Here is a 26,630-nt window from a genome sequence, read left to right as displayed (position 1 = left end):
AATCATTATATCTGTCGGCGTGCATAAAACTTAGGCTTCTGTCGCCTTGCGGCACTAGGCTAGGGGTCATGCTTGATATCCAATTTATTCGTGAACATGCCGACGTAGTTAAGGAATCGCAGCGCAAGCGTGGCGAGTCCGTTGAACTCGTTGATGAAGTATTACGCAATGATGATTTGCGTCGTAGTGCGTTGAAAGCTTTTGAAGCTGCTCGTGCTGAACAGAAGGCAATTGGTAAAAAGGTTGCAACTGCTCCTGCGGAAGAAAAAACTGCTTTGATTGCTGAAACTAAAGAGCTTGCTCAGAAGGTGGCTGCATATAAGGCTGAGTCCGAAAAAGCTACTGCCGACTACACGACTGCTATGTGGAAGCTTTCTAACATCGTCGAAGATGAAGCTCCAGAAGGCGGTGAAGATGACTACGTGGTCGTTAAGAAGGTTGGTACGCCTCGCGATTTTGCAGCTGAAGGTTTTGAGCCGAAGGATCATTTGACGCTTGGAACTGGCGTTGCTGGCATCGATATGCGTCGTGGCGTGAAGGTTGCTGGCTCTCGCTTCTACTTCTTGCGCGGCGCTGTGGCTCGTTTGCAAATTGCAATGCTCACTATGGCTGTAGATCAAGCTGAAGAACACGGTTTTACGCTTGCCATTACACCAACGCTTGTTCGTCCAGAAGTAATGCGTGGCACTGGCTTCTTGAATTCTCACGCGGATGAGATTTACCGTTTGCGTGAGCCGGATGATCAGTATTTGGTCGGTACTTCCGAAGTTGCTTTGGCTGGTATGCATGAGGATGAGATTCTTGACTTAAGCAATGGTGCTTTGCGTTATTGCGGATGGTCGAGCTGCTACCGTCGCGAGGCTGGTGCCGCCGGTAAAGATACTTCCGGAATTATTCGTGTGCATCAGTTCGACAAGGTTGAGATGTTCGTTTACTGCAAGCAGGAAGATTCTCGCGCTGAGCATCAGAAGTTGCTAGGTATGGAGCAGGAAATGCTTGCTAAGGTGGAAGTGCCTTATCGCATTATTGATACTGCTGCAGGTGACCTTGGTTCTTCTGCTGCTCGTAAGTTTGATTGCGAAGCCTGGGTTCCAACGCAGGGTCGTTACCGTGAGCTTACTTCTACTTCTAACTGCACTGAGTATCAGGCTCGTCGCTTGAATGTGCGTGAACGCATGGAAGATGGCGGAACTCGCCCAGTTAGTACGCTTAACGGCACTTTGGCTACTACTCGCTGGCTTGTGGCTATTTTGGAAAATCATCAGCATGAAGATGGTTCGATTGATATTCCAAAGGCAATGCAGGCTTATATGGGTGGTAAGGAAGTGATTGAGCCGACGAAGTGGGAAGCATAAGTGTTGTATTTTGCTTCATTGCTTTGAGGTTTTATTATCCAGATTTTAGTCTGTAGTTTTGTACGTAATTGCGTGCGCAAGTTTTTGTGCTTGCGCACGTTTTTGTTTGCAAACATGTGTGGTGGCGTAATATGAGGTTTTTCAAATAACAGTGACTTGCTGTTAGAGGCTGAGAAATAAAGTATGTGAGCAAGATGAATGTTGTGCGTTCCATGCATGGTGATAAGCTTAACCTTCGTGCGTTGAAAGCGACAATTTGATTGCTTTCGTGCGCAAATGGATGGGTGTCCGAGCGGTCTAAGGAGACGGTCTTGAAAACCGTTGTAGGGAAACCTACCGCGAGTTCGAATCTCGCCTCATCCGCGAATTAACTAAGCCTAAAGCATGTGAAATTGCTTTAGGCTTTTTTAGTTCGCCGAGCTTTCTTAGAACTGAAAGTGCAGTGCACTTTCAGTGAAAGCGAGGTCTGCCTGCGTCCCGATTGACGCAGGCAGGGCAGATTGGTATGTTCCAATGCAAGCGAGGTCTTTCTGCGTCTCGATTGACGCAGGCAGGGCAGATTGGTGTGGTTTGTGATAGCGAGTGTTTGGGGACTTGGGTGGGGTGTAAGTCCACAAAAGCGCGCAACCTTCCCCGCGTTTGTGCGACGACTTGCTTTCGCGCTTAAAGCGTAGCGCTCAAGCAGATCGTCGCGCAAGCTCTGAGGCGCTTTCTATGCTATAATCTCACCCAGTGAGGGTTTCATATGTTTTGTATTAATTGTGGTAATCGCCTTAACGGTACTGGCAAGTTTTGCGCAAATTGCGGCGCGAGGGTAGAAGATGCAGATTCTCAGCAGCAGTCGCTTGTTTACGTTCAGCAGCTTAATCCAGTCAAACCGAAGTTTTCCAAGTTCCTTGCAGTATTAAGTCAACCTAAGAATCTTATTATTACCGTAATCTCCGCTGTTGTTGTAATTGTGCTAGTTGTATGCACTTGCGTATGGTATTTCCGCTCAAATAATAATTCTTCATCAACTCGCGGTGCAAATTCTAATCTGAATGCTGTGGGCAACACTTTTCATCACGGAAGTGCGCCTAAAGCTTTAACTCAAGACGATATTATTTCAAATGCCGGTAAAGCCTACAAAAATGTGATTAATAGCGGATCTTATACTTCTACTAATTTTCCTCAGCATTACAGTTATTACTATGCATTGTGGGATATTGATGGCGACAATATTCCGGAAATGGTTGTTACTGCGTCTGAAGGGTTCAATATTGGTGAAGATGAATATATTCACGTATTCTCGTACAAAAATGGGAAGATTGTTTCGTACCCGGACATTATAGATAGGCATGATATTTATGAAGAGCGTGGCACTATGTTCTTCGGCGGTAATCATGACGGTATTGTTGTTGCAAGATCGTATCAAACTCCTGAAAATGATGGTGTTGATGGTCTTCCTTGGCATGTGTATACATACAAAATTAATGGTAAGAGTTTTGATAAATCTACGGTTGACGTTGCTAAGCCTATAGAATTTAAGACCAAATTTACTACAGGCTCGTTGGCTGGTTTGCAAAATTTCGTGTATCCAAAATTTGTGTCCGTTAACGACTTAACTGATATAAACAATCTGATTAATACTCCGAATTTAACTCCTGAGCAGAAGAAGATGAATAAAACTATTAATGAGTGGCTCGAAAAAGGGTATCAAGTTTTTTCTGGAACTGTTAAGAGGTTGAGCGCTGAGGAAGCGTACGATTATCCTGGTACTACTCCAAATGATCCAAATGCTAAGGATGAAGTTATGAAATCTCTTAACGAAGGAAACGGTACTTTTGACATTATTGCATTAGATCAGAAGCGTTCGGGTAACGGTTTTTGCAGTGGAATGTATGGTGGGTTTATGCCAAGTCACATGATATTTGATCTTGTTTCTGTTCGATTTGATAATTCGGATAAAGATCAGGCTGCGTTTGTTGAAAAGTATGCGGGCAAAAAGATTATGGTTGCGGCTCGCCCAGGTAGTTACGACGGTGGAAATTGGATGGAATTGCCGGCTCGCCAGCCTACTGTGGGTGAGATTCATTTGATAAAGGAGTATAGCGAGTAGTTTTGGTCGCCTATTTTGTGGCTCGCTTTAGTTCGAACGATAGTGGCGCTCTTGCGATGATATGCCGTCCAGGAAGAAGTGTGCGCGCTCGCGGTGAGACGTATCGCTTACGAAATCTTCCGGAGCGTAAGGCGCAACGCTAGAAAACATCGCTTCGTAATCTGCAACGCTTAATCGCACTCTAGAATCGAGCATATCCGCGTGCTCTCGAGCAAACAGCGCGTCTTTAAATCCTGGAACAAGAGTTGCGCTAAAGAACTCGCCAACAGCGCCGGATCCGTAAGAAAATAGGCCGATTTTATCACCGCTTTTCAGTGGAGGAATGTCACTATTTTCGTGAGTGCATCCGTCTAACTCAAGTTCGTCTAACTCAAGCAAAGAAAGCAATCCCAAATACAGCGATCCAGTATAAATATTGCCTACGCGACGGCTGTACTTTGTGCTTGTTTCGTAGCGCGAAAGTAGGCATTTACGTGATGATTCGCTTAAGTTGGTAGCGTTGCAAGTATTGGTAGCGTTGCAAGTATTATCGCAAGAATCCATCGCCGCTTTAAGCGCTTTCAAACCCATTTTCGTATACGGCAAATGGAAGCAAAGCCCTGCAAAATCGTTGAAATTGCAATTGTTTTGCGCACAATACTTTTGCCAAACGTCGCAGAAAAACTGTATATACTGCTCAGTCGAGAACTTGCCGCGAGCAAGCGCTGTGTCCTGGTAAACCGGTCGCCAAAAGTCTTGAATATCCGCAGATTTTACAACACTATCGTCGTTAATTTTAAGCACGTGCGGATTCGTGCTAACTAACATTGCCACAGCCCCTGCTCCCTGCGTTACTTCGCCAGGAGTTGCAAGACCGTATCGCGCAATATCGGCCGCAATAACGAGCACTTGCGGATCTTTTTCTGCGTGCGCGCGCACGTAATCGCATGCCATCATCAAAGCCGCGGTGCCGCCGTAGCAAGCTTCTTTTACTTCAATGCAACGCACCCACGGCGTGAGTTTTAACAGATTCTGAACGTACAGTGCGCTTGATTTGCTTGCGTCTACGCCGCTTTCTGTGCCCACGATGAGCATTTTGAGACGATTGCTATCGATGTGGGGTAGGAGTGGGTGCGCGGCTTCGGCGGCGAGAGTAACGATGTCTTGGTGATTAGGCGGCACGGATTGCTCGCTTTGGCCGATGCCGATTGTGAATTTGTTAGGGTCGATTCCGCGCGCGTTTGCCAGATCCGTGAGATTTAAGTAGTAGTGAGGAGTGGCGAAGGAGATACGGTCGATGCCGACGGTGAGCGATGATTTTTTAGAATTGTTCGTAACATTATTTGTAGTATTCATGGTTCCTCAATCTTGGTTGTAAGCTAGTCGTTTTGTTTTTGATTTACTGGTGAAGTTTAGATTTTATAGGTTTTGCGAAGGATAGTAAGTAAATGTGCAGCTTGTTCAGTAGTGCGTTCCGCAGGTTGTAACTGTAAAAGATCTTTTGAGATTTGTGAGATTTCTGCACCTCGTGCTCCGGCTGCAATTGCAATATTGGATGCCTGCAATGCCATGTGACCTGCTTGAATTCCGGGGCCCGCCAACGCGCGCAGTGCTGCAAGATTTTGCACTAATCCGAGAGCTGCAAGAGTGTTTCTAAAGTCGTTTGCATTTTTATATTTGCCGATTCTGATGGCGAGTTTTGCCATTGGAAGAGATGAGATTGAGCCGCCAACAATGCCAACTTGTAGTGGAATTTCAATACGACCATGGAGTATGATTTGGTGGTTTAAGGTTTCAGTGTTCCATGTTGACAGTGGTAGGTAGCGACCGGAGTGCGCCGCCCACGCGTGTGCTGCCGTTTCTAGCGCTCGCGTATCATTTCCTGACGCGAGCGCGGCTCCTGCAATGCCGTTGAGGATGCCTTTGTTGTGCGTGGCGGCGCGATCCGGGTCGCTAGCGGCTAGCGCGCTTAATGCCGCGATTCGGCGCGCAAGGCGCTTTCCTTCGCCTTCGCGTTTAGCTTCTTCAAGCCGCCTTGAAACTAAAGCTTCAACCGGTATGCGCACTTCTGCCGTGGTGGCAACGCGGCTTGTGTTGGTAAGAATTGCTACAAGCGCTTGCACGCCGAGCCAGCTTTCCAGCTGGGCTTTGACGGCTTCGCCCATAGTGTTTACGGTGTTTGCGCCCATTGCATCGCATGTATCTACGTCAATCTCGAGTTTGGCGAAGCCATGCAAAGCTGAAACGCGGCATCCGCGCGCGCCGCCACCCCTTTTCATCATTGATGGGTGTGACTCGTTTGCAACGCGTAGCAGCTCTTCAACCCTTTCGCAATCTTCAGCAATCTCGCTCAAACGCGCCGCCACGCTTGAATCCGAGTCTTCAAAAACTATTTGCGCAGTTGTTACGTATTGTGGCGAGTTTGCTACAATGCAGCCTTCAATGCTTGTTGCAGCAATTCTCGCACCATTGCAGGCGGCTGCAATCACGGACGGTTCTTCGGTTGCAACCAGCACGTTCCGCACTTCGTCGTTCACGATTAGCCCGCGCACAACGCCAACTGGCAGCGTATACTTTCCAATCTGATGCTCAATCATATGATTTGCAATGTCTGCAGGTATGGTAGCGTTAGAACTTTCTGCAAGCTGTTGAATCAGCAATGCTGCTTCAGTTTCATTTAAGCATCCTTCATCTTTTAAGGTTTTGATGCGGTTCCTCACGTTTAATTCACGAAAAGCAGTCATCGAAATCACCTCATGATTTTACCGACTACGAATGCTACTGATTGCTTCGCATTCTAACTTAATTGCTTCGCATCTTAATCTGCATTGCAACGCCAATTCCGCCGCCAACGCACAGCGCTGCCACGCCGTTTTTCTTATTACTGTCTCGTAAAGCGTACATAAGCGTTGTTAAAATCCTCGCTCCGCTAGCTCCCAGTGGGTGACCGAGTGCAATCGCTCCGCCGCGTACGTTGAGTTTTGCTTCATCAATATGTAATTGTTCAGAAACTGCAATACTTTGTGCTGCAAAAGCCTCGTTAATCTCAAACAAATCAATGCTTTCAACGCTGCTTCCAGTTGCGTGTAGCATGCGTTCCATCACGTGTTTTGGAGCGTATCCCATTAAATCTGGGTCTATTCCGCCTTCTGCAAATCCCACAATTTCTGCAAGATATTCAATGCCGTGAGCTTCTGCGTAATCTTTGCTCATGAGTACGAGTGCTGCAGCTCCGTCGTTAATTCCGCTTGCGTTTCCGGCAGTTACAGTGGATTCGCGCGCACTAACTTCGCGCTCCGCGCCTGAATTTTCGTCCGACGCTTTAAACAGCGTGCGCAATTTCGACAACTGCTCTAAAGACGTATCTGCACGAGGATGTTCGTCGCGAGTTACAACGGTTCCGTCTGCAAGAGTTACTGGCACAATCTCAGAATCAAAATCGCCTCGCTTAATAGCGGCAACAGCTTTTTGGTGAGATTTAAGCGCAAAAATATCTTGTGCTTCGCGAGTAATACCAAATTTTGCGGCAACATTTTCTGCAGTAACGCCCATTGCGTCGCCTGTAAAAGCGTCGTTTAAGCCGTCGCGCTGCAGGCCGTCAATAAGCGCAAAATTTCCGTATTTGTGTCCGCTAAATCGCGAGTTAGTTGCATAAAATGGCACGTTGCTCATACTTTCGGTGCCGCCTGCAACAACAACTTGCGCGTCTCCCATAACGATTGCGGATTGCGCCAAGCGCACTGCTTTTAAGCCAGATCCGCACACTTCGTTAATAGTCATTGCGCAGCTGGAAGTGTCGAGTCCTGCGCGCAATGCGATTTGGCGAGCTACGTTCTGACCGCTGCCTGCTTGCAAAACGTTGCCAAAAATGGCCTGATCTACGTCGTGAGCATTAAGACCTGCGCGTTCGATTGCGGCTTTTGCGGCAATCGTTCCTAAATCAACTGAGGAAAGCGAAGATAAGCTGCCGCCGAATTTGCCAATAGGCGTGCGTACAGCGCTCGCAATCACCACTTCAGTCATATGTTTAGCCACCTAATCAATTGTTTGTTGCATTATGTATTGCAACATGCCAACCGGACTACTTTATCGTATTCTTACGTAAAATCGAGAGTCTCTAGTAATTTTTCTCGTTTCCTTCACATTTGCACTTGCTTGAGTGAGTTTGTGCGCTTAAAGCCGACCATAAATGCCGTAATATTCTCCGGCAAATGTTTCCATAGTGGGCTGAAGTAACTACAAAAGCCGGAAAACTATACAGCGTTTGTGGTCAAATGCAACCGGAGTGACAACATTTGCCGAGGATTTTTCCGGAAAATGTTTCTGTAGCTTTGCAGTCGTGCTTTGCGAACGTTGATTCTGTAGCTTTGCAGTCATGCTTCTGCGAACGTTGCGTCGGAAGCTTTGCGCTAGTGCTTTGCAAACGTTGCTTCCGTAGCTTTGCAGTCGTGCTTTGCAAACGTTGAGTATTTGTTGCTTAGTGAACTTTAACAGTATTGCTCTGCAGACGCTGAGTATTTATTGATTAGAGAACACTAGCATTCGTGCTGCTGCACACACCACGCCAAGTACTCTTACCACACCACAAAACACTAGCGGTTTTACTAGTAGTGGGAGATAGGAATTGCTTGCGAGGTACGAATATTCGTGTGGTGAGATTTGAGATTTTTTGCACTGAGTGAGGCGAACGTCAGAGCCGCAGGCTGCTGATTCGCCGAGCGAAGAAGAAAAATCGAAAAATCTCTGCGATTAGCACGGTTATTAACGAATTAGCATGCAGAGTTTGGGGGATTTCTCTACGAGCACTAAAAGAGGACTGAGCGAACGCAACATAACGTAAACAAGGTTTTACTACAGTAAAAATGTTTCATATGAGTGCGGAGTGAAGGACGGGACGTGCGAGGAGAGAAATCTCCCAAAACTCGCGCCACGCCAAACAAAAACTCGCGCAAACACAAATTTCCTTGACCTCACAACACTGAAAACCAAACACATTAGCCAAAACTCATAGACGATACGCAAGTACCGCGCAAACACAAATTTACTTGACCTCACAACACTAAAAACCAAACACATCAATCAAAACTCATAGACGATACTCAAGAATAACGTAAAGAAAGTATCACACTCGCTACTTACGGAACGAAATCGAGCCGTCAACAGGATCCATCGCGTCAACAATAGCGAGCGAATCCAAGTTATATCCTGCCTTGCGAAGCGCATCGCCGCCGCCTTGGAAGCCCTTTTCAATCGCAATACCGATGCCGGCAACTGTGGCTCCAGCGTGATCGCAAATGTCAATTAAACCTTGTAAAGCTTTACCGTTAGCCAAAAAATCATCCAAAATAAGCACGCGATCTTCAGCGCTCAAATACTTACGAGACACAATCACCGGAAATTCTCGCTGCTTCGTAAAAGAAAATACTGTAGAAACGTATTGGTCTCCATCGAGATTAATAGATTGCGCTTTCTTGGCAAAAACCACGGGAATATTTCCAAAGTGACGCGCAGCAACGCAAGCAATACCAATTCCAGAAGCTTCAATCGTAAGAATCTTATTAATGCCAGCATCGCGGAAATGTTCTGCCCAAGCAGCTCCCATATGGTCAAACAACGCAACATCGCACTGGTGATTCAAAAAAGCGTCCACTTTCAACACGTTGCCAGGCTTCACAATGCCATCTTTGCGAATGCGTTCCTCAAGTTCCTGCACGATGTATCAATCCTTTCGTATACTCCAACGATTCCCATTTCGTCATTTTGGAGCTTTTTGCAAGTTATTCGTATTATGTAAATTTACGATTTGCAGTACGCATAAGCATACCCATAGCCGTGACACAATACATACTTAAAACGACTGCAGTATGTGGTAAACCTGATTAGACGTGTATGCAATCAAACTGTGGGGGCACTGTGATTGCTCAAGATAAAGCGTAAGTAAATTAAGCAGTATTAACGGAGTGTCAGTATGAGTAATTATGGGTACATAAGTGATTTATTAGGTGAACCAGTAGCTAGTAATGAATCGCCTGATAATTCTGTTGTGTCTGATAATTCTGTTGTGTCTGACAATGCGGCATTTGCTCCTGCAGATTCTATAGATGAAATGCAAAATTTTTATACTTCTGACGAACAGTTATACGATAATGCTGCTAATGCGAATGATTATGCAAATTACGGATACGATGAATACGCTGATGCTTATGCGCAAGAATACGTGCCTTCGCAAGAATATCAGCAAGACGCTTCGCAAGAATATCAGCAAGAAGAGTCTGCTCTGCAACAAGAACAATATTTGCAACAAAACACTTCACAAGAAACGTATTTGCAAGAATACACTACTTCGCACGTTACGGTTGATCCTAAAACGTTGCTGGATGGTTTAAATCCGCAACAATCTCAAGCAGTTCAATACGATGGACCAGCGCTACTCATTGGAGCAGGCGCTGGAAGTGGTAAAACGCGAGTTCTTACGCGCAGAATCGCTTGGATTTTAAGCCAAAAAGGTGCGTGGCCAAGCCAAATTCTCGCAATCACTTTTACCAACAAAGCCGCTGCAGAAATGCGTGAGCGCTTAAGCCGACTTATCGGCGCCGAAGCAAATACTATGTGGGTTTCGACTTTCCATTCCGCGTGTGTAAAAATACTTCGCAGATCTGGACAATATATTGGTTTAAAATCAGGTTTTTCCATTTATGATACTGCTGATTGCGAGCGTTTAGTAAAAATAATTGCAACTGAACTTAACGTTGATATAAAGCGTTTTACGCCGCGTAGTATTTTAGGTAAAATTTCGGATTGCAAAAATAGTTTGATGAGTTGGCGTGAGCAACTCGACATGTATGCAAACGATTACAAGCCTGGCGTTGCAGGTCAACAAATTGCGCATTCTGGGAATGCTGAGGCTGTGTACGCAGTTATGTACGCGGAATACCAGTATCGTTTGGCGCAAGCGAATGCAGTTGATTTTGACGATTTAATTATGCGAACCGTGCAACTTATGCGTGATGCTCCAGAAGTTGCTAAATACTACCGTCACAAGTTCCGCTATATTTTGGTTGACGAGTATCAGGACACTAACCACGCACAGTATGAGCTTATTCGAGAACTTGCGGGAGTTGATGTAAAGCAAAGTAACGCAGTTGCAGTACAGCAGTCGCAGCAACCCGATGATCCTCCTGCATCAATCACCGTCGTCGGCGACTCAGACCAATCAATTTACGCATTCCGCGGCGCAGATATTCGCAATATTCAAGACTTTGAGAAGGATTTTCCAAACGCAACTACTATTATGCTTGAGCAAAACTATCGCTCTACGCAAACAATTTTGGATGCCGCAAATGCTGTTATTGCACATAATCAAGGTCGAAAGCCTAAAAAATTGTGGACTGCTTTAGGTCAAGGTGCTCCAATTACCGGCTATGCTGCAGACAGTGCTCAACAGGAAGCAGCTTGGGTTGCGGAAGAGATCGCACGATTGGCTGGAGAAGAAGGCATCGCATATTCAGATATGGCAATTATGTATCGTGCTAATGCACAATCACGTTCGTTAGAAGATGCACTTATGAAAGCAGGACTCCCATATCAGCTGGTTGGTGGCACAAAATTCTACGAACGTCGCGAAGTAAAAGATGCGCTCGCATACTTACAATCTATGGCAAATCCGGACGATGACGTGAATATGCGCAGAATTTTGAACGTACCAAAGCGTGGACTTGGCGCTCGTGCGGAGGCTTTGCTAACGCTTTACGCCCAAACACAAGGAGTGAGCTTCTGGCAAGCTTTGGAGCATTTGGAGTCGATTGACGGCATGCCAACTCGCACTGCAACTAAGCTTAAAGAGTTTCGCAATCTTATGCACAATTTAATGACGTGTATGCAAGACAACGATTCGAAGCCTTCTCAAGTTATTGACAGTATCTTAAAAGACAGCGGTTTGCTGGAAGATTTGCAACGTTCTGAAGATCCGCAGGATGCTGCTCGCGTGGATAATTTGTCACAATTGCAGTCGGTTGCTGCTGAGTATGAGCAGAATACTCCAGATGCTAGCGTAGCTGGTTTCCTCGAAACGACAGCTCTTGTGGCAGATTCGGATCAGTTGCCGGACGAAAACGAGGATACTGGCAAAGTTACGTTAATGACGCTTCACACGGCTAAGGGTTTGGAGTATCCGGTTGTGTTCTTAACTGGCATGGAGCAGGGCACGTTCCCGCATGCTCGAGCTTTGGAAGACGATAGTGAGCTTTGCGAGGAGCGCCGGCTTGCTTACGTTGGAATTACGCGTGCTAAGCAGCGTCTATATGTGACGCGTGCTGCTGTGCGTTCGCAGTGGGGTCAGGCTCAGGAAATGCTGCCAAGTCAGTTTTTGGATGAGATTCCAAATAATTTGATTGATTGGAAGCGCAGAGAGGCTGATGTTGAGCGTTGGGGGGCTTCGTCTAGGCGCGGCGATGATTTCGATAGCGATTTTGATGGTGATTTCGGCGGCTGGGATGACGATTATAGCGATACTTTCAGCGAGAAAACGACCTACGGTGGCAGCGCTTACGGTTCCAGCAGATCTCACAGCTATGGCAAATCTTACGGTTCCGGCAAATCTTACGGATCTAAGTCGTATGGGCGTAAATCGCATAGTTCTTCATACGGTTCTGCCTATGGTTCTGCCTATGGTTCTCAATCTCAATGGTCAAAATCAAGTGCAGTAAAAACACGTAAAACTATGGCTAAATCAGCATCGTCAACAAGTGCAACAAAACTTGGCTCATCTTCCAGAGTAATGGATAAAGACAATAATCTTAATATTGAAGATTTCCAAGTCGGAGATAAAATTACGCACGATACTTACGGCTTAGGAACTGTGCTCGCAACTCAAGATAAGGGCAGGAATTCCATTATTACCGTCGACTTCGGTTCTGACGGCGTCAAACGATTAATGCTCCGAGTAGCGCCTATAGAGAAATTATAAATTTTTTCTTTTATGTAGCTTACTCGTAAAATAATGCGCAATAATCAAAAATTGCACGCATGAATATTGGTAATATTGTCATAATTAATGCTGCAATTATATACATGAAAACAAAATATTCAAGACTTGTTTTCTCTTAAGCTATAAGAAAAAATATAACAGTAAACGAAAATATAACTTCAGAACATTAATAGTTATGAGGTATGGGGAAACTATTGCAAGTGCTTGGTTGTGGGTACTTGATTGTGAATGCTGGGAAGTTACGGTTTTTGTATGCACAAAATAAGGATGTGACGAAAGCGTGGCACTTGCAAACGTGAGTGCCGTAAGGCGTGTGGCATTAAAGACAATGTGACACTAAAAAATTAATAACATACATGTAACGAGGTATTTATTATGAAAAACAAGTTATTCGCATCAATTCCTGCAATTATTTTTGGTTTGCTGATTGCCATTGCGCCATTGACGTTTGCAAAGCCATGCGCAATTGGAGGCATGAGCAAAGGTGGAAGCATGCACAAAATGCCTATGATGATGCAACCTATGGCATGTTACTACACAGGTCGTGTGGCTATTGGAATTGGCGTAGTTATTGCAGTTCTCGGTATTATTGCATTGTTTGTGAAAGAACAGGTTCGCGCTGGCTTAAATATTGCTGTAATGGTGAATTCTTTGCTTATGCTTTCTGTTACAACATTCCTTATTGGTGTGTGCAAAAGCCCTATGATGCATTGCGCTTCGGTTATGCGCCCAACGTTGATTGTGCTTTCCGTTCTAGCATTGGTGTTCGCAGCTGTTTCTGTGTATTTCGACACTAAGTCTTCTTGCGAGTGCGCAGCTAAGTAGTAACGAAGCTAAGTAATAACGCAATTAATGAAGTAATTCTAGAAAATTTTAGTAAGTAATTCTACTATGCGTACTATTACATTGAAGCGATTGCCGCTGGAAAATATAAAACGCAAACCTTTGCGCACTTCTGCACTTATTGTTGTGGCTGCATGTTTGTCTGCAATATTTTTCGGCGGCTCGCTGCTTTCTATGAATCTTGCACAAGGCTTAAACAGTATGCGTGAGCGAATGGGAGCCGATATTATGGTTATTCCACAAGGCACGCATACTAAAGCTGAAGCACTTTTAACCAACGGTGGTTCTAGTACATTTTATTTTACTAATAATATTGAGGATTTAGTAAGACGTTCGCCTGGAGTTCAAAAAGCAAGTGCACAAACGTATATTTCTTCACTTTCAGCAGGATGTTGTGCGGAAAAATTACAAATTATTGGTTTTGATCCAGATTCAGACTTCGTTATTGGTCCTTGGATTTATTCGCAGCACAAAAAAACTTTGCAAAAAGGTGAGATGATTGCTGGAGCAAACGTACTTGTTTCTTACATGCATACGGTTCGTCTTTTTGGGCATCAATGGCCTGTAGTAGCTCAGCTTGCAAAAACTGGTACGAGCATTGACAATTCAGTATTCGTGCGCCGCGAGAGTGTGCCGCAAGTAGTCGAATATTCTACAAAAGTGCACCACACTGCCATTCCTAAAGAGTATGCAAAAAAAGCAATTTCTGCTGTTTTAGTAAAAATAAGCAAAGGTTATAGTGCTAAACAAGTTGCCGAAAATATTCGTAAAACAACTAGGATTCCAAGCATTGGAATAGTTTTTCCAGGTGGAATTACTGCAACTACTCAAGCTAATCTTGGTGTTGTAACGCGTACCTTAACGCTCGTAATAGCGGCATTCTGGATTGTTGGTATGTTGGTTCTGATTGCAGTTTTCGCAACATCTGTGAATGAGCGTAAAAAAGAATTTGCTTCTTTACGCATACTGGGAGTTAATCGAACGATGCTGTTGTCAATTGTTGCTCACGAGTCCGCAATACTTGGTTTTGTGGGAGGTGTTATTGGTGTTGCATTTGCAAGTCTTATACTCTTCCCTTACAGCTCGCTTATTGCGCAGCAAGTGCAACTTCCATATTTGGAGGTAACGGCGTTACCGGTAATAGTACTTATGACTGTGAGTGTGATGCTCGCAACAATGGTCGTTATTGTAGCTTCAGTACTTACTACGTGGCGTATTGCCATACGTGAAACGTATGTAACTCTTCGAGCAGGGGAGTAGTCAGCATGAGTGAAAAATCGGTATTGAATAATGAAAAATCAGTATCTCATAGCGAAAAATCACCTCTTGTTGCACTCAAACTTATGCATGTGACACGAGAGTTTGTGCGACGAAAGCACAGATTTGCTGCAGTAAATAATGTGAGTTTTTCGTTGAGTTGCGGTGATTTTGTGGCAATTGTTGGAAAATCTGGCAACGGAAAATCTACTTTACTAAATTTGATTGCAGGATTACTGAAGCCAACTCACGGAAGTGTAACGGTTTGCGGCGAAGAGATTTCTGCGCCCAAATTTAGTGATGCGCAGGTATCTCAATTGCGTGCGCAAAATTTAGGTTTCGTTACGCAATCGCAAACGCTTTTGCCGAATATTACTGTATACGATAATATTTTTCTGCCTGTTCAGATTGCTAAAAGTAGCAATCAAAAAGGCAGTAATCAAAAAAGTAGCAATCAAAAAAACAAGAGTGCAGACGTTGAAGATTACTACTCAAATCGCGCTCTTAATCTGTGTAAGCAATTGCATATTGAAGAATTGCTGTGGTGTTATCCAAGGGAGCTTTCCGGTGGTGAGATGCGTCGCGTAATGATTGTGCGCGCTCTTATCAATAATCCAAAACTTCTACTTCTTGATGAGCCTACTGGTGATTTGGATTCTGAGCATACTCGCATAGTTATGGAAATATTGCGTACTGCATCAAATAATGGTTCAGCTGTGCTGATGGTAACGCACGATTCTGAAGCTGCTCGAAGCGCGGATCGCACCTACACAATGGATGCTGGCTCCATTCGCTGAAATTAGTTCGCGTTTGGAGGTTTTGGACTGGCGTATCGCTCCAAATGCGCGCAACTTTTCTCGCGTTTGGAGGGTTTAGTGTGGGTTTGCGCTCCAAACGTGAGGAACTTAGTTCGCGTTTTCCTATTTTTTGATGCGCGAGTTTTTATACACAACGCATTGACCCCTGCCACGCAATCGCATAGCAGGGGTCAAGCGGTATGTCCTTAAGAATTAAATCGACGAAATTAACGAGCGTAGTATTCGACGACGTACTGGATGTTGACTTCAACTGGAATCTGATCGACTTCCGGCTTACGAGTCAAAGTAGCCTTCAAAGAGGCAAGATTCACATCGAGGTAACCAGGAACTGCTGGCAAAACGTCGCGATGAACGCCTTCTGCAGCCATCTGGAATGGAACCATGGTCTGGCTCTTAGCACGAACCTGAATGGTCTGACCTGGCTTCACGCGGTAAGATGGGCGATCAACAAGATTGCCATCAACCAAAATGTGACGATGTACAACAAACTGACGAGCCTGGGCAGTGGTGCGAGCAAAGCCTGCGCGCAAAACCAAAGCATCAAGACGAGTTTCCAAATCGGTGAGCATTGCGTCACCGGTCTGACCTGCAGTGTGCGTACCCTTCTCGTAAGCAGCACGAAGCTGCTTCTCGGAAAGACCGTACTGAGCGCGAAGACGCTGCTTCTCGCGAAGACGTACTGCGTAATCGGACTCGGTACGACGACGAGTGCGGCCGTGCTCACCTGGAGCATATGGGCGCTTCTCGAAGATACGCTGAGCCTTTGGGGTCAAAGCGATGCCGAGGGCGCGAGAAAGACGCACCTGACGGCGAGAACGCTGAATGTTAGTCATAGCTAATCCTTTAATTCTGTCGTTATCTGAACGGAACGCAAGTCAAACTTTTAAGCATTCGTTAAAATACTTGAAAATTACTCACGCTGAGCCGGCCTCTCCAGTGCTTCTTCGTGCTAACACACGAACGCGTAAGTATTAAAACGTTGAAATAACGCCATAACTACCGCGCGCCGACCCACTGATGGGCTAAGGCTCCAGATGATGCTTACACAAAATAGGCATCGTTTCTAATTCTACACACCAGTAAGAATAATTGCTGATATTTTTCGCACAAATCGGTTGCTTGTATGTTTATGAAGTTTTGCAGTTGTGCTCTGCAGACGTTGAGTACTTATTGCGTAGAGAACACTAACATTAGTGCTGCGAAGGCAATTCGGAGCGTGAGCTTGCTCAAGGTTGAAAGCACAGTGTGCTTTCAACGCAAGCTCAGCAGCGAGTACACGCAAAGTGTACGAGCGTTGTACACGATGCCGAAATTTCCTTGACCTCACAACACTAAACACCGAACACATTAGCCAAAACTCATAGACGATACTCAAGAATCTCGCAAAATAAAATCGCCACTTAAGAAAACCCACCAGCCAAACACCAGCCAAAACTCGCGCCACATTAAACAAAATCGCAACTAAAATATATGTACCGCGTGGTGCAATAATGGAGTTATGTTGCTGCATCTTTATTTAGTGCGTCACGGTCAGACGCTATTTAATCGTTACAATCGTCTGCAAGGTTGGTCAAATTCTCCGCTTACCGAAAAAGGTTTGAAGGATGCTGATACGGCTGCAAAAAAGCTGGAAAATGTTACTTTTGCCGCCGCATACTGTTCGGATACTACGCGTGCGCAAATCACAGCTCAGCGTATTCTCGACGTAAACGAAGCAGCTGGTAACGCTCGTCCGAAGCTTGTGAGCGATATGCATTTTCGCGAGCAATGCTATGGCTATTTTGAAGGTCAAGATATGCAAATGGCTTGGTGGGCAGCGGGTGCTCCTCATGGAGCTCACACTTATAATGAAATTGTTGAAAAGTTTGGGCTTGCAGCCACTCGTGACATGCTTAAAGAGGCAGATCCTTTCCACGATGCCGAGTCAGATATTGAGTATTGGACTCGCGTAGAGGAGGGTTTTGCGCTAATTGCTGCAAATGCTTCATTGCATGATGGAGATAATGTTTTGCAAATTTCACACGGAAATACACTTTTGAGTTTGATGCACCGTTTTGCTCCTGCCGGTTACGATTTAAGCGAACGTCCAGCAAATGGAAGTGTAACGCGACTTGATTTTGACACTACTCAGCCCATTGATAATGCCATCACTATTCAAGGCTATAACGAGTAGCTTTTGCTTTTACTTGCTTAAGACATATGCGTCGTTACCGTTCGTTAGTCTTAAGTCATTGCGAAGGGTTGAATACATAGTCTGTTTTGCTGTTATATGAGCTTTCAGCACAGCGAAATCTTAAGCAAAATAGTACAGAAAGAGGTTACGATGAGCGTTGGAGACATAGCTGCTCTTATTGCTGCAATTGCATTTGCTGTGCTTTCAGGCTTTTTGATTTATCCGTTAATCAGATTGGGCAAGTTGTTTGATCAGATTGCGAAAACTGTTAAAGAGTCGGGTGAGCATGCGATGCCTGCAATTGATGAGTCGGTTACAACTATTAAGCAGGTGAATAAAACTCTTGACGATGTAAATGCTGTTTCAGGAGCTACTCGCACAACTGTTACAAATATTGGTGCTCTTACCGACTTGTATGGAGCATTCTTAGGTAAACCAATTGTGAAGATTGCTGCTGCCGGCTATGCACTCAAAGACACAGTTGCTTCTTTCTTTAATAAGCCAACGGTGCCAACTGATTCACATTCTACTGGACGTCACGCTGCAAAAGAATCTTCCGATAGCACTGCAAGCAGGGGTGAGTAATGTTTAAGCGCTTATTTTGGATGTGTGTTGGCATTGTAATTGGTGTACTTGCAGTAACAAAAGCACGTGCTTACGTAAAAGCGAAAATGCCGGATACTGCTCGCAAATTTATGTTTAGTAAAGAGCCGGAAAATATTACTTTGACTACTGTGTTAGGTTTGTTGAAAGATTTTAACGCTAGTCGCAAAAAGCATGAAGCTGAGCTTAATTCGCGTTATGCTCATCGCCGTCACGAAGAATTTTAATGAGGATTTTGTTAAATCTGCTTGCGTTTTATGAGAATGCGAGTTGGAAGAGTTTGTTTAAGTTAGGTATTGAAGTACTATATTGAATGTTTGCATGATTGCGTCGTGCGTCATGCGGCACGATTTCATGTAACATGTGTGTGCTTTTACACATAACTGTTTGATTGAATCTTGCTAAAAATTACACAAGGAGTTCGTACGTATGCGCACAGCAGAAATTGCAAAGCGTTATCTTGACTATTTTGCTAAAAATGGTCATATGGTCGTTCCTTCGGCTTCTCTTATTTCGCCGAACCCAACGACATTGTTTACTATCGCCGGCATGGTGCCGTTTATTCCTTACTTGCTTGGTGAGCAGACGCCTCCTTCGCGCCGCATGGCATCAAACCAGAAGTGCGTGCGTACGCTCGATATTGATGAAGTTGGTAAAACTACTCGTCACGGCACGTTCTTCCAAATGGTTGGTAATTTCTCGTTTGGCGATTACTTTAAGGAAGAAGCAATACATTATGCTTGGGAGCTTTTAACTAGTCCTCAAGATAAAGGTGGATATGGTTTTGATCCAGAAAAGCTTTGGGTAACCACGTACACTGACGACGATGAAGCTCGCGCAATTTGGAAGAACGAGGGCTTTGACCCAGAGCATATGCAAGTTTTCGGTATGGAAGATAACTTCTGGACTACTGGTGGTCCTGGTCCTGGCGGTCCATGCTCTGAAATTTACGTTGATCGCGGTCCTAAGTACGGTCGTGATGGTGGTCCTGCCGCTGACGAATCTCGCTTTATTGAGATTTGGGATTTGGTTTTTGAAAATTACCAGGTAGATAACGTCAAGTCTAAGACCGATTTGCATATTGCTGGTGAGCTTGATCAGAAGAATATTGATACCGGCGCTGGTTTGGAGCGTTTGGCTTACCTTATGCAAGGTAAAGAAAATATTTATGAAACTGACGAAGTTTACCCAGTTATTGAAGCTGCAGAAAAGCTTAGTGGTGTAAAGTACGGAAGCAATGCTGATGCTGATGTTCGTTTCCGCGTTGTGGCAGATCACGTGCGTTCCGCTTTGATGATTATGAGCGACGGCGTGCGTCCAAGTAATGTTGGCCGCGGCTACGTTCTTCGTCGTCTTCTTCGCAGAACTGTTCGCGCAATGCGTATGCTTGGCGTGCAAGACCCAGTTTTGCCAACCCTGTTCCCAGTTTCTAAGGGCGCTATGGAGCCAAGCTATCCGGAGCTTAACGATACTTTCCACGAAGTAAGTGAAGCTGCTTACGGTGAGGAAGATGCTTTCCGCCGCACTCTAGAAAAGGGCACGACTATTCTCGACTTGGCTGTTGAAAAAGCTAAGAAAGAACACAAGGACGACCCTATGGTTGGCGGCGCAGACGCCTTTACTTTGCACGATACTTACGGCTTCCCAATTGAGTTGACTCTGGAGATGGCTGCCGAGCAAGGTGTTAAGGTTGATGAAGCTAAGTTCCGCGAGCTTATGAGCGAGCAGAAAGGTCGCGCTCGCGCTGATGCTTTGAAGAAGCGTCACAATGTGGATGTGAGTGTTTACGACGATATTAAGAAAGAACTTGAAAAGCCAATTGACTTCCTCGGTTACACTGACTTCTCCAGCCGTTCCAACGTTTTGGCAATTGTTGAGGCAGGTAAAGGTTCTGTTAAAAGTGTCACCGCTCCTGCAAACGTTGAGGTTATTCTCGATCGCACGCCATTCTACGCTGAGCGTGGTGGTCAGATTGCAGATCAGGGCGAGATTATTTCCGACGACGGCGCAATTTTGGAAGTTGACGATGTTCAGCGTCCAATCAAGGATTTGATTGTTCACAGCTGCCGTTTGACTGAAGGTACGCTTAACGTTGGCGCTCCTGTAAACACGAATATTGATCAGGTCCGTAGGGCTGCTTTGGCACGAAGCCACACAGCTACACATACTCTTCACAAGGCTTTGCGTGAAGAGCTTGGTCCTCAGGCAACTCAGCGCGGTTCCGTGGTTGATCCAGACCGCTTGCGCTTCGACTTCCAGTGGCCAAAGGCTGTTGATAAGGATGCGCTTTCACGCGTTGAAGCTCGTGTCAACGAGCGTATTCGCGACGATTTGCAGGTTGTTCCTAAGGAAATGCCAATTGACGACGCTTTTAAGCTTGGAGCAATGCACTTGTTCGGCGAAAAGTACGGCGATGTTGTGCGCGTGGTTGAAATTGGCGACGGTTGGAGCCGCGAGCTTTGCGGTGGCACTCACGCTAAGAGCACCGGCAAGATTGGTATGGTCACTATTCTTTCGGAGTCTTCCATTGGCTCTGGTGTTCGTCGTATTGATGCACTTTGCGGCGAGGCAGCGTACGAGTATGGCGCTCGCGAGCACGCTTTAGTTGCTCAATTTGCAGACATGGTGAACGCTCGCCCAGACGAGTTGGTTGAACGTTTGGAATCCTTGCTTAACAAGATGAAGGATTCGGATCGTAAGCTCGCTGCAGTCTATGAGTCTCGGCTCGCTAATTCCGTTCCAGCTCTGATTGAGGCTGCTAAAGCTGCTGCCGGAAACATTAAGTTGGCTGTTAAGAACGTTGGTAACTTTGGTTCCTTCGATACGCTCCGTAAGACGGTGCTCGACGTTCGCTCTCGCCTAGGTGAGGATGCTCCTGCAGTAGTAGTTTTGAGCGGCGTAAACGAGGATGATAAGCCAATGGTTGCTGTGGCCACAAACGAGGCTGCGCGCGGACTTGGAGCTAAGGCTGGTGACTTGGTTCGCATTGCTTCTAAGGTTCTCGGCGGCGGTGGCGGCGGCAAGCCGGACTTCGCTCAGGGCGGCGGTACGGATGCTTCTAAGATTGACGAAGCGTTGGAAGCTGTGAAGCGCCAGTGTCTAAGCTCGCATAATGCGTAGCTATCCGCTTAAAACAGAACGATATAATCTTTACCAAAAGCAGCACAAAATTCATGGTGTGGTTAGGTATTGATTTGGGTGATGCTAGGGTCGGACTTGCTCTTTCCGACCCTGAGCTCACTTTTGCGCACCCGATTGGCAATGTGCAAGTTTTCGGAGATTCTTTTAGAGCTATTGACGAAATTATGAGTCTAATAGAAGAAAATCAGGTTAAACGTGTTGTAATTGGCTTGCCTCTTCAATTAGACGGTTCTGAAGGAAAATCTGCGAAAAAAGCGCGTCGTTGGGGGAAAAATTTAGCTAAACGTATTCAAATAGCACAAAATGATGGTGATTGGGCGCTTTCTTATGTGCCTGATATTGTTTGGAAGGATGAGCGTTTAACAACAGTTAGTGCTCATCGGCAGTTGCTACAAGCTGATTTTTCTACTCGGCAACATCGTCCTATGGTGGATCAGCAGTCAGCAGTGTTGATTTTGCAGTCAGCTCTTGACTCAAATCATGCAGAGTAGCTTTGAAGTGTGTGTAACAGAAGTAGAAATAACAAGAGGAGCATAGCGTGTCTGACAATTTTGACGAATTCTTTGACAAACATGCGCAATGGACTGAGCATGATGGTAAGCCGTCGTCAAAATCAACTCATTCTTCTACTAGCTCATCTTCAACTGCTAGTTCACGCAGAAAAGCAAGAGCTCGCTCTGAAGCAAAAAAACGTAAGCAACGAGCAAAAATAGTTCTAGTTATTCTACTTATATTCGTAGTAGGTGTTGTTGGCTGTGTGGGCTATAGCGCAGTGAAATCGTGGCATTCTGCTCATGATAGTGAAATTGTTGCAGATTGGTCAGGACCTAGTTTTGGATCAGTTGAATTTACTGTTGATACTGGCGAAGGTGCTATTGCTATCGCCGCAAAATTAGTGAAAGCAAATGTTGTTAAATCGCAGGCAGCATTTACTTCTGCTGTTGCAGCAAATAATAAAATCTTGTACCCGGGTGTTTACTTGTTGAAGAAGCATATGGCTGCCATAGACGTGGTTAATATTCTTTCCGATCAAACAAAGGCAGGTGGCTTCCTTGATGTTCGTGCAGGAGAGCATGCGACGGATATTTTGCAACGTGCTTCAACTCTATCTGGAATAAGTCTTGACAAGTTTAAGGCAGTTTTAGCAGATGGTGTTGCTGGCATTTTGCCTCCTGAAGCTCATGGCAATGTTGAGGGTTGGCTTGAGCCTGGAGTCTATAATGTAAAGTCTATGAAAAGTGCAGAAGATATTCTTGCTGCAATGATCAAAAAGCGCATTTCTAAGCTTGATTCGCTTGGTATTCCTAAAGGTGATAATCGTGAGAAAGCGTTGATAATCGCTTCAATTGCTGAAGCTGAAGTGAATAATCGTGAATATTATGGAAAAGTTGTGCGCGTAATACTTAACCGTTTGGCAAAAGATATGCCACTTGGCATGGATTCCACTGTTGCTTATGGTGCAGGAGTAAAGCCTTTAAAGATTACGCAAGCGATGCTTGATGATGCTCATAATCCGTATAACACGCGTATTCGCAAAGGTTTGACGCCTACACCTATTGGTATTGCTGGAGACGATGCGTTGCTTGCTACGCTTAAGCCTCAGGATGGATCGTGGATTTACTTTGTAACCACGAATTTGAAAACCGGTGAAACAAAGTTTACGGATAACGAAAAAGAATTCTTACAATTCCGTGACGAGTACAAGCGTTCCAACGAAAATGCCAACTAGGTTTTTGTTTGTTGTTGTGCGTGAGTGATATATCTCATTCGCGACGACATGCTTGAGCGCTTATAGCGCGAGCGTTACCTCGCTTTTGGAGGGTTACGGCTGGTTTGGTGCTCCAAACGCGAGAAAAGTTTCCGGCTTTTGGAGGGTTTTAACCACATAGATGTGTTGAGATTGTAACAGTTTTGCAAGTGTTCGTAATCTGTTTTAATGAAGCAATTAATGATTACGATACTATCGGCGCTACCAACGCTTACATGTTTAATTTCAGTTTGTATAACGGATATAAAAAGTCGCGTAGTTCCAAGACTTTGGATTATTATTGCGCTATTTTTTCAATCTTTTGCGAATCTTATATATTCGATTATTTGGTTTAGAAATATTAGCGTGCTGATGTTAGGATGGATTTCTTGCGTAATTATTTTTGCAATTTACTGGATTATGCAAAAAATTTCCGCAAAAAATGCTATCGGCTTCGGAGATATTACAAGCGCGGCAATGATTGCACAAGCCTTAGTATTATTCGGCTTTGACTGCTTAATTTACTGGTTTGCTTTAGTTGGAGTAGTTGGCTTAGTTTGGCTTTTAGCATGGAAAATTTACTGCAAAATCCGCATGCCAGCTAAAGCATCAATACCATTCGTACCGGTAGAAGCAATATCTGCCTTACTTGCAGCATTGCTGTCAATCACAACCCACTCAATACTCGGTAGTTAGTAGAGTAAGTAGTTAAACGCGTAAATGAGTTAAGAATGGAGAATAGCATGCTGAGATGGCAAACGGCAGGGGAGTCGCACGGTGAAGCATTAGTTGCCATGATTGAAGGTTTGCCGGCTGGTGTGCGCGTAACGAGCAACGATGTTGTTGCGGAGCTTGCGCGTCGTCGCCTTGGTTATGGCAGAGGTGCCAGAATGAAGTTCGAGCAAGACAAAGTGCGGCTTCTTACTGGAGTTCGTCATGGGGTAACGCTTGGTTCACCGATTGCTGTGGAAATTGCGAATACAGAGTGGCCAAAGTGGACGGAAGTAATGAGCGCGGATCCTTTGGATTATGAGATTTCAAAAGAAGGGCGAAATGCGCCACTTTCTAGACCGCGTCCAGGGCATGCGGATTTAACTGGCATGAGAAAGTACGGTTTTGATGATGCTCGCGAGGTTTTGGAACGTTCAAGTGCTAGGGAAACAGCTTCGCGAGTGGCTTTGGGTGCCGTGGCTGCTGCATTTTTGGAACAAGCTTTAGGTGTGCGCACTGTTGCGCATGTTGTTGGCATCGGTGGTGTATATGCTAACAAAAGTTTAGGTTTACCAACACCTGACAATATTGCTGATTTGGATGCTTCCCCAGTTCGCACTCTCGATAAAGATGCTGAAGCGCGAATGATTGCTCGCATTGATGAAACAAAAGCGAATGCGGATACGCTCGGTGGAGTCGTGGAAGTTCTCGCATATGGAATGCCTGCAGGAGTCGGTACGTATGTGGAGTCAGATCGCCGCTTAGATGCAGCGCTCGCGTCAGCGCTTATGGGAATCCAGGCTATTAAAGGTGTGGAAATCGGAGATGGCTTTGCAGAAGCGGATCGCCCTGGATCGGCTGCTCACGACGAAATAGTAACAGACGAAAACGGTAAAATTAAGCGTCTTACTAATCGCGCTGGTGGTATTGAAGGTGGCATGTCAAACGGCGAAATTATTCGCGTGCGTGCTGCAATGAAACCAATTCCGTCTATTCCGCGCGCTTTGCGGACAGTAGACGTGCTTACTGGCGAAGCTGCTCAAGCTATTAATCAGCGTTCTGATTTTACTGCTGTGCCAGCGGCTTCCGTAGTTGCAGAAGCGATGGTAAGACTTACTTTAGCAAAATATGCTTTAGAAAAATTCGGTGGAGATAGTATCGAAGAAACTAAGCGCAATGCTACTCAATATGTTCAATCTTGGAAAGAGCACATGCGGTGAATGTAAAAGCGGTGAATGTGACCACAGTAGGCGAGAATAAAATGCCGTTAGCTGTTATCATTGGCATGCCTGCAGCTGGAAAATCGCGTGTTGGTCGTGAAGTTGCGCACATCATGCATCTGCCTTTTTACGATACTGATACCATGATTGAGCACAATATTGCTATGTCAATTACGCAATATTTCGAGCAATATGGTCAAGAGGCTTTTCGTAAAGTAGAAGCTCGCGTAGTGCGCGACATAATTTTGGGAAATCAAGCTGCGGAAGGCATTGTGGCACTTGGCGGTGGTGCTCCTATTCGTGAAGAAACGCAAGAAGTTTTGCGAAAATACATGAATTTGGGTGGTCGTGTTGTTTATTTACAAGCAAACGTAAAAGAAGCTGTTGAACGCGCGAGTTGGAATAATAATCGCCCAATGCTTATCGGTGACGATGCTGAAAAACGTTGGATGGAATTATTTGAGCAGCGAGATCCAATTTTTAGAGCAGTATCAAATATTCATATGCCAACAAAAGGCTCTACGCCATACATGGCTGCAGAAAAATTAAGGAGCATGATTATGCAACGCATAGTGCATGTTACAGGCGAAGCGATTGAACCCTACGATGTGCGAATTGGTGACGGCGCAATGCATCTTTTGCCGCAGATGCTTGGGACTAAGCCAATGCGAGTAGCACTTGTTCACACGCAGCCAGTTCAACGTCACAGTGACAAGGCGCGCGCTATTCTGCGCCAAGCAGGTTATGAAGTTTTTGACATGCTTGTTCCGGATGCGGAAGCCGGAAAAACTATGAAAGTTGCAAGTGGACTTTGGGCGCGACTTGGGGATGCAGGTTTTACTAGATCCGACGCAATTGTTGGCTTAGGCGGCGGCGCTGCAACGGATGTAGCTGGTTTCGTTGCAGCAACCTGGATGCGTGGAATTCGTTATGTAAACTGCCCTACTTCGCTTCTTGCAATGGTTGACGCATCTACGGGCGGTAAAACTGGTATTAATACGGATGCTGGAAAGAATCTAGTTGGCAGTTTTTATACTCCAGCTGGCGTTTTAGCAGATACTTCTACGCTTGCAACTCTTCCAAACGATATTCTTATTGAAGGTTTGGGAGAGGTTGCAAAATCTGGGTTTATTCGTGACGGCGAAATTTTAAAGATTCTTAGCGACTCCCATAATGCCAGACTTTTGCGTGAGTTTAATGGCAATCAGCTAGAAAATAATACTGAGCTTCAAAATCTTATTGTGGAACTTATTGATCGCACAGTTCGTGTGAAAGCATATCATGTATCGAGTGACTTAAAAGAACAGGGTTTGCGTGAGTTTTTGAATTACGGACATACTTTAGGTCATGCGATTGAGCAGATTGAACATTTCCGTTGGCGTCATGGAAACGCAGTTGCTGTTGGCATGGTTTTTGCGTCGGAGCTTGCGCAAATTTTGGGATATTTGGATGCGGAAGACGTTGCATATCATCGTTCGCTTTTAGATTCGCTCGGATTACCAACTTTGTGGCAGTATGGAGAAGATGTTGAATCGGCGTTTGAGCATGTGCTTAATCTTATGCATCGCGACAAAAAAGCGCGCGGCAATATGTTGCGATTTGTAATTTTAGATGGTATTTCAAATCCTATTCATCTTGACAATCCTCCTAGTGAAGCGGTTCAGGAAGCGTTTAGACGAGTTTATCAGCAAAATTAATG

20 protein-coding genes and 1 tRNA gene are annotated in these 26,630 nt (G+C 45.1%); 16 read left to right on the top strand and 5 right to left on the bottom strand.

Features of this window, described 5'->3' with window-relative positions; genetic code table 11:
• The first annotated feature begins 68 nt into the window (after positions 1-68).
• The 3 genes from serS to HXT28_RS04135 all read left to right on the top strand — a co-directional run bounded on the left by serS (position 69) and on the right by HXT28_RS04135 (position 3,453).
• Positions 69-1,355 (top strand): serine--tRNA ligase, encoded by a 1,287-nt coding sequence (gene serS, locus HXT28_RS04145; RefSeq protein ID WP_064346637.1) that lies wholly within the window; start codon positions 69-71, stop codon positions 1,353-1,355.
• Positions 1,356-1,633: 278 nt separating this feature from the next.
• Positions 1,634-1,718, top strand: a tRNA-Ser gene (locus HXT28_RS04140).
• Positions 1,719-2,100: 382 nt separating this feature from the next.
• Positions 2,101-3,453 (top strand): zinc ribbon domain-containing protein, encoded by a 1,353-nt coding sequence (locus HXT28_RS04135; protein WP_422113302.1) that lies wholly within the window; start codon positions 2,101-2,103, stop codon positions 3,451-3,453.
• 27 nt (positions 3,454-3,480) lie between these two features.
• On the opposite strand, the gene HXT28_RS04130 is transcribed toward HXT28_RS04135, so the two are convergent.
• The 4 genes from HXT28_RS04130 to HXT28_RS04115 all read right to left on the bottom strand — a co-directional run bounded on the left by HXT28_RS04130 (position 3,481) and on the right by HXT28_RS04115 (position 9,145).
• Positions 3,481-4,788, bottom strand: coding sequence for a hydroxymethylglutaryl-CoA synthase (locus HXT28_RS04130; protein ID WP_422113301.1), 1,308 nt, complete (start codon positions 4,786-4,788; stop codon positions 3,481-3,483).
• Between the two features lie 56 nt (positions 4,789-4,844).
• Positions 4,845-6,176 (bottom strand): hydroxymethylglutaryl-CoA reductase, degradative, encoded by a 1,332-nt coding sequence (locus tag HXT28_RS04125; RefSeq protein ID WP_422113300.1) that lies wholly within the window; start codon positions 6,174-6,176, stop codon positions 4,845-4,847.
• Between the two features lie 58 nt (positions 6,177-6,234).
• A complete protein-coding gene (locus HXT28_RS04120) occupies positions 6,235-7,455 on the bottom strand; it encodes an acetyl-CoA C-acyltransferase (protein ID WP_422113299.1) in 1,221 nt (406 codons plus the stop codon).
• Positions 7,456-8,563: 1,108 nt separating this feature from the next.
• Entirely contained in the window at positions 8,564-9,145 is a 582-nt protein-coding gene (locus HXT28_RS04115) for a xanthine phosphoribosyltransferase (RefSeq protein WP_016637207.1), read from the bottom strand.
• A gap of 255 nt (positions 9,146-9,400) precedes the next feature.
• Here HXT28_RS04115 and HXT28_RS04110 point away from each other — a divergent pair, with 255 nt between their 5' ends.
• The 4 genes from HXT28_RS04110 to HXT28_RS04095 all read left to right on the top strand — a co-directional run bounded on the left by HXT28_RS04110 (position 9,401) and on the right by HXT28_RS04095 (position 15,315).
• Complete coding sequence (locus HXT28_RS04110; RefSeq protein ID WP_422113298.1) at positions 9,401-12,397, top strand: ATP-dependent helicase; 2,997 nt, start codon at positions 9,401-9,403, stop codon at positions 12,395-12,397.
• A gap of 396 nt (positions 12,398-12,793) precedes the next feature.
• Positions 12,794-13,243 (top strand): DUF4418 family protein, encoded by a 450-nt coding sequence (locus HXT28_RS04105; protein ID WP_016637209.1) that lies wholly within the window; start codon positions 12,794-12,796, stop codon positions 13,241-13,243.
• Between the two features lie 66 nt (positions 13,244-13,309).
• A complete protein-coding gene (locus HXT28_RS04100; RefSeq protein ID WP_016637210.1) occupies positions 13,310-14,521 on the top strand; it encodes an ABC transporter permease in 1,212 nt (403 codons plus the stop codon).
• 5 nt (positions 14,522-14,526) lie between these two features.
• The gene (locus HXT28_RS04095; protein WP_422113297.1) at positions 14,527-15,315 is read left to right on the top strand and encodes an ABC transporter ATP-binding protein; all 789 of its coding nucleotides are present in this window, start codon (positions 14,527-14,529) and stop codon (positions 15,313-15,315) included.
• Positions 15,316-15,542: 227 nt separating this feature from the next.
• Here the strand turns inward: HXT28_RS04095 and rpsD are convergent, their stop codons facing one another.
• On the bottom strand, positions 15,543-16,169 hold the full coding sequence (rpsD, locus tag HXT28_RS04090) for a 30S ribosomal protein S4 (RefSeq protein WP_004113375.1): 627 nt from the start codon (positions 16,167-16,169) through the stop codon (positions 15,543-15,545).
• A gap of 665 nt (positions 16,170-16,834) precedes the next feature.
• Between rpsD and HXT28_RS04085 the strand changes: the two genes are divergently transcribed.
• From HXT28_RS04085 to HXT28_RS04045, 9 genes are all read left to right on the top strand, one after another.
• Positions 16,835-17,509 (top strand): histidine phosphatase family protein, encoded by a 675-nt coding sequence (locus HXT28_RS04085; RefSeq protein ID WP_016637541.1) that lies wholly within the window; start codon positions 16,835-16,837, stop codon positions 17,507-17,509.
• A gap of 150 nt (positions 17,510-17,659) precedes the next feature.
• Positions 17,660-18,094 (top strand): DUF948 domain-containing protein, encoded by a 435-nt coding sequence (locus tag HXT28_RS04080; RefSeq protein WP_032814526.1) that lies wholly within the window; start codon positions 17,660-17,662, stop codon positions 18,092-18,094.
• Positions 18,094-18,339: a hypothetical protein gene (locus tag HXT28_RS04075; protein ID WP_016637539.1), complete on the top strand. Its 246-nt coding sequence runs from the start codon at positions 18,094-18,096 to the stop codon at positions 18,337-18,339. Before HXT28_RS04080 ends, HXT28_RS04075 begins: the two co-directional genes overlap by 1 nt.
• A 202-nt stretch (positions 18,340-18,541) precedes the next feature.
• Positions 18,542-21,232 carry an alanine--tRNA ligase gene (gene alaS, locus HXT28_RS04070; protein ID WP_064347816.1) on the top strand — a complete coding sequence of 897 codons (2,691 nt, stop codon included), beginning with the start codon at positions 18,542-18,544 and terminating at the stop codon, positions 21,230-21,232.
• A 53-nt stretch (positions 21,233-21,285) separates the two neighbouring features.
• Positions 21,286-21,744, top strand: coding sequence for a Holliday junction resolvase RuvX (gene ruvX / locus HXT28_RS04065; protein WP_016637537.1), 459 nt, complete (start codon positions 21,286-21,288; stop codon positions 21,742-21,744).
• A 47-nt stretch (positions 21,745-21,791) separates the two neighbouring features.
• On the top strand, positions 21,792-22,982 hold the full coding sequence (gene mltG, locus HXT28_RS04060; protein ID WP_422113296.1) for an endolytic transglycosylase MltG: 1,191 nt from the start codon (positions 21,792-21,794) through the stop codon (positions 22,980-22,982).
• A 207-nt stretch (positions 22,983-23,189) separates the two neighbouring features.
• Positions 23,190-23,696: a prepilin peptidase gene (locus HXT28_RS04055; protein ID WP_422113295.1), complete on the top strand. Its 507-nt coding sequence runs from the start codon at positions 23,190-23,192 to the stop codon at positions 23,694-23,696.
• Positions 23,697-23,743: 47 nt separating this feature from the next.
• Positions 23,744-24,931 carry a chorismate synthase gene (aroC, locus tag HXT28_RS04050; RefSeq protein WP_032814532.1) on the top strand — a complete coding sequence of 396 codons (1,188 nt, stop codon included), beginning with the start codon at positions 23,744-23,746 and terminating at the stop codon, positions 24,929-24,931.
• 41 nt (positions 24,932-24,972) lie between these two features.
• On the top strand, positions 24,973-26,628 hold the full coding sequence (locus HXT28_RS04045; RefSeq protein ID WP_081091207.1) for a bifunctional shikimate kinase/3-dehydroquinate synthase: 1,656 nt from the start codon (positions 24,973-24,975) through the stop codon (positions 26,626-26,628).
• The last annotated feature ends 2 nt before the right edge of the window (positions 26,629-26,630 follow it).

The sequence above is a fragment of the Gardnerella washingtoni genome, from assembly GCF_049262705.1.
GTDB classification, from domain to species: Bacteria; Actinomycetota; Actinomycetes; order Actinomycetales; family Bifidobacteriaceae; genus Bifidobacterium; species Bifidobacterium vaginale_D.
Note: the sequence above shows the minus strand (reverse complement) of the source record. Positions and strands in the feature narration are given on the sequence as shown.

Bases quoted from the DNA above. Each gene is read 5' to 3' on its own strand.
- ruvX (WP_016637537.1), top strand. From the start codon at position 21,286: ATGGTGTGGTTAGGTATTGATTTGGGTGATGCTAGGGTCGGACTTGCT.
- HXT28_RS04105 (WP_016637209.1), top strand. From the start codon at position 12,794: ATGAAAAACAAGTTATTCGCATCAATTCCTGCAATTATTTTTGGTTTG.
- HXT28_RS04055 (WP_422113295.1), top strand. From the start codon at position 23,190: ATGAAGCAATTAATGATTACGATACTATCGGCGCTACCAACGCTTACA.
- HXT28_RS04100 (WP_016637210.1), top strand. From the start codon at position 13,310: ATGCGTACTATTACATTGAAGCGATTGCCGCTGGAAAATATAAAACGC.
- HXT28_RS04130 (WP_422113301.1), bottom strand. From the start codon at position 4,788: ATGAATACTACAAATAATGTTACGAACAATTCTAAAAAATCATCGCTC.
- serS (WP_064346637.1), top strand. From the start codon at position 69: ATGCTTGATATCCAATTTATTCGTGAACATGCCGACGTAGTTAAGGAA.
- HXT28_RS04095 (WP_422113297.1), top strand. From the start codon at position 14,527: ATGAGTGAAAAATCGGTATTGAATAATGAAAAATCAGTATCTCATAGC.
- rpsD (WP_004113375.1), bottom strand. From the start codon at position 16,169: ATGACTAACATTCAGCGTTCTCGCCGTCAGGTGCGTCTTTCTCGCGCC.
- HXT28_RS04120 (WP_422113299.1), bottom strand. From the start codon at position 7,455: ATGACTGAAGTGGTGATTGCGAGCGCTGTACGCACGCCTATTGGCAAA.
- aroC (WP_032814532.1), top strand. From the start codon at position 23,744: ATGCTGAGATGGCAAACGGCAGGGGAGTCGCACGGTGAAGCATTAGTT.
- HXT28_RS04110 (WP_422113298.1), top strand. From the start codon at position 9,401: ATGAGTAATTATGGGTACATAAGTGATTTATTAGGTGAACCAGTAGCT.
- HXT28_RS04085 (WP_016637541.1), top strand. From the start codon at position 16,835: ATGTTGCTGCATCTTTATTTAGTGCGTCACGGTCAGACGCTATTTAAT.
- alaS (WP_064347816.1), top strand. From the start codon at position 18,542: ATGCGCACAGCAGAAATTGCAAAGCGTTATCTTGACTATTTTGCTAAA.
- HXT28_RS04135 (WP_422113302.1), top strand. From the start codon at position 2,101: ATGTTTTGTATTAATTGTGGTAATCGCCTTAACGGTACTGGCAAGTTT.
- HXT28_RS04080 (WP_032814526.1), top strand. From the start codon at position 17,660: ATGAGCGTTGGAGACATAGCTGCTCTTATTGCTGCAATTGCATTTGCT.
- HXT28_RS04045 (WP_081091207.1), top strand. From the start codon at position 24,973: ATGCCGTTAGCTGTTATCATTGGCATGCCTGCAGCTGGAAAATCGCGT.
- HXT28_RS04125 (WP_422113300.1), bottom strand. From the start codon at position 6,176: ATGACTGCTTTTCGTGAATTAAACGTGAGGAACCGCATCAAAACCTTA.
- HXT28_RS04075 (WP_016637539.1), top strand. From the start codon at position 18,094: ATGTTTAAGCGCTTATTTTGGATGTGTGTTGGCATTGTAATTGGTGTA.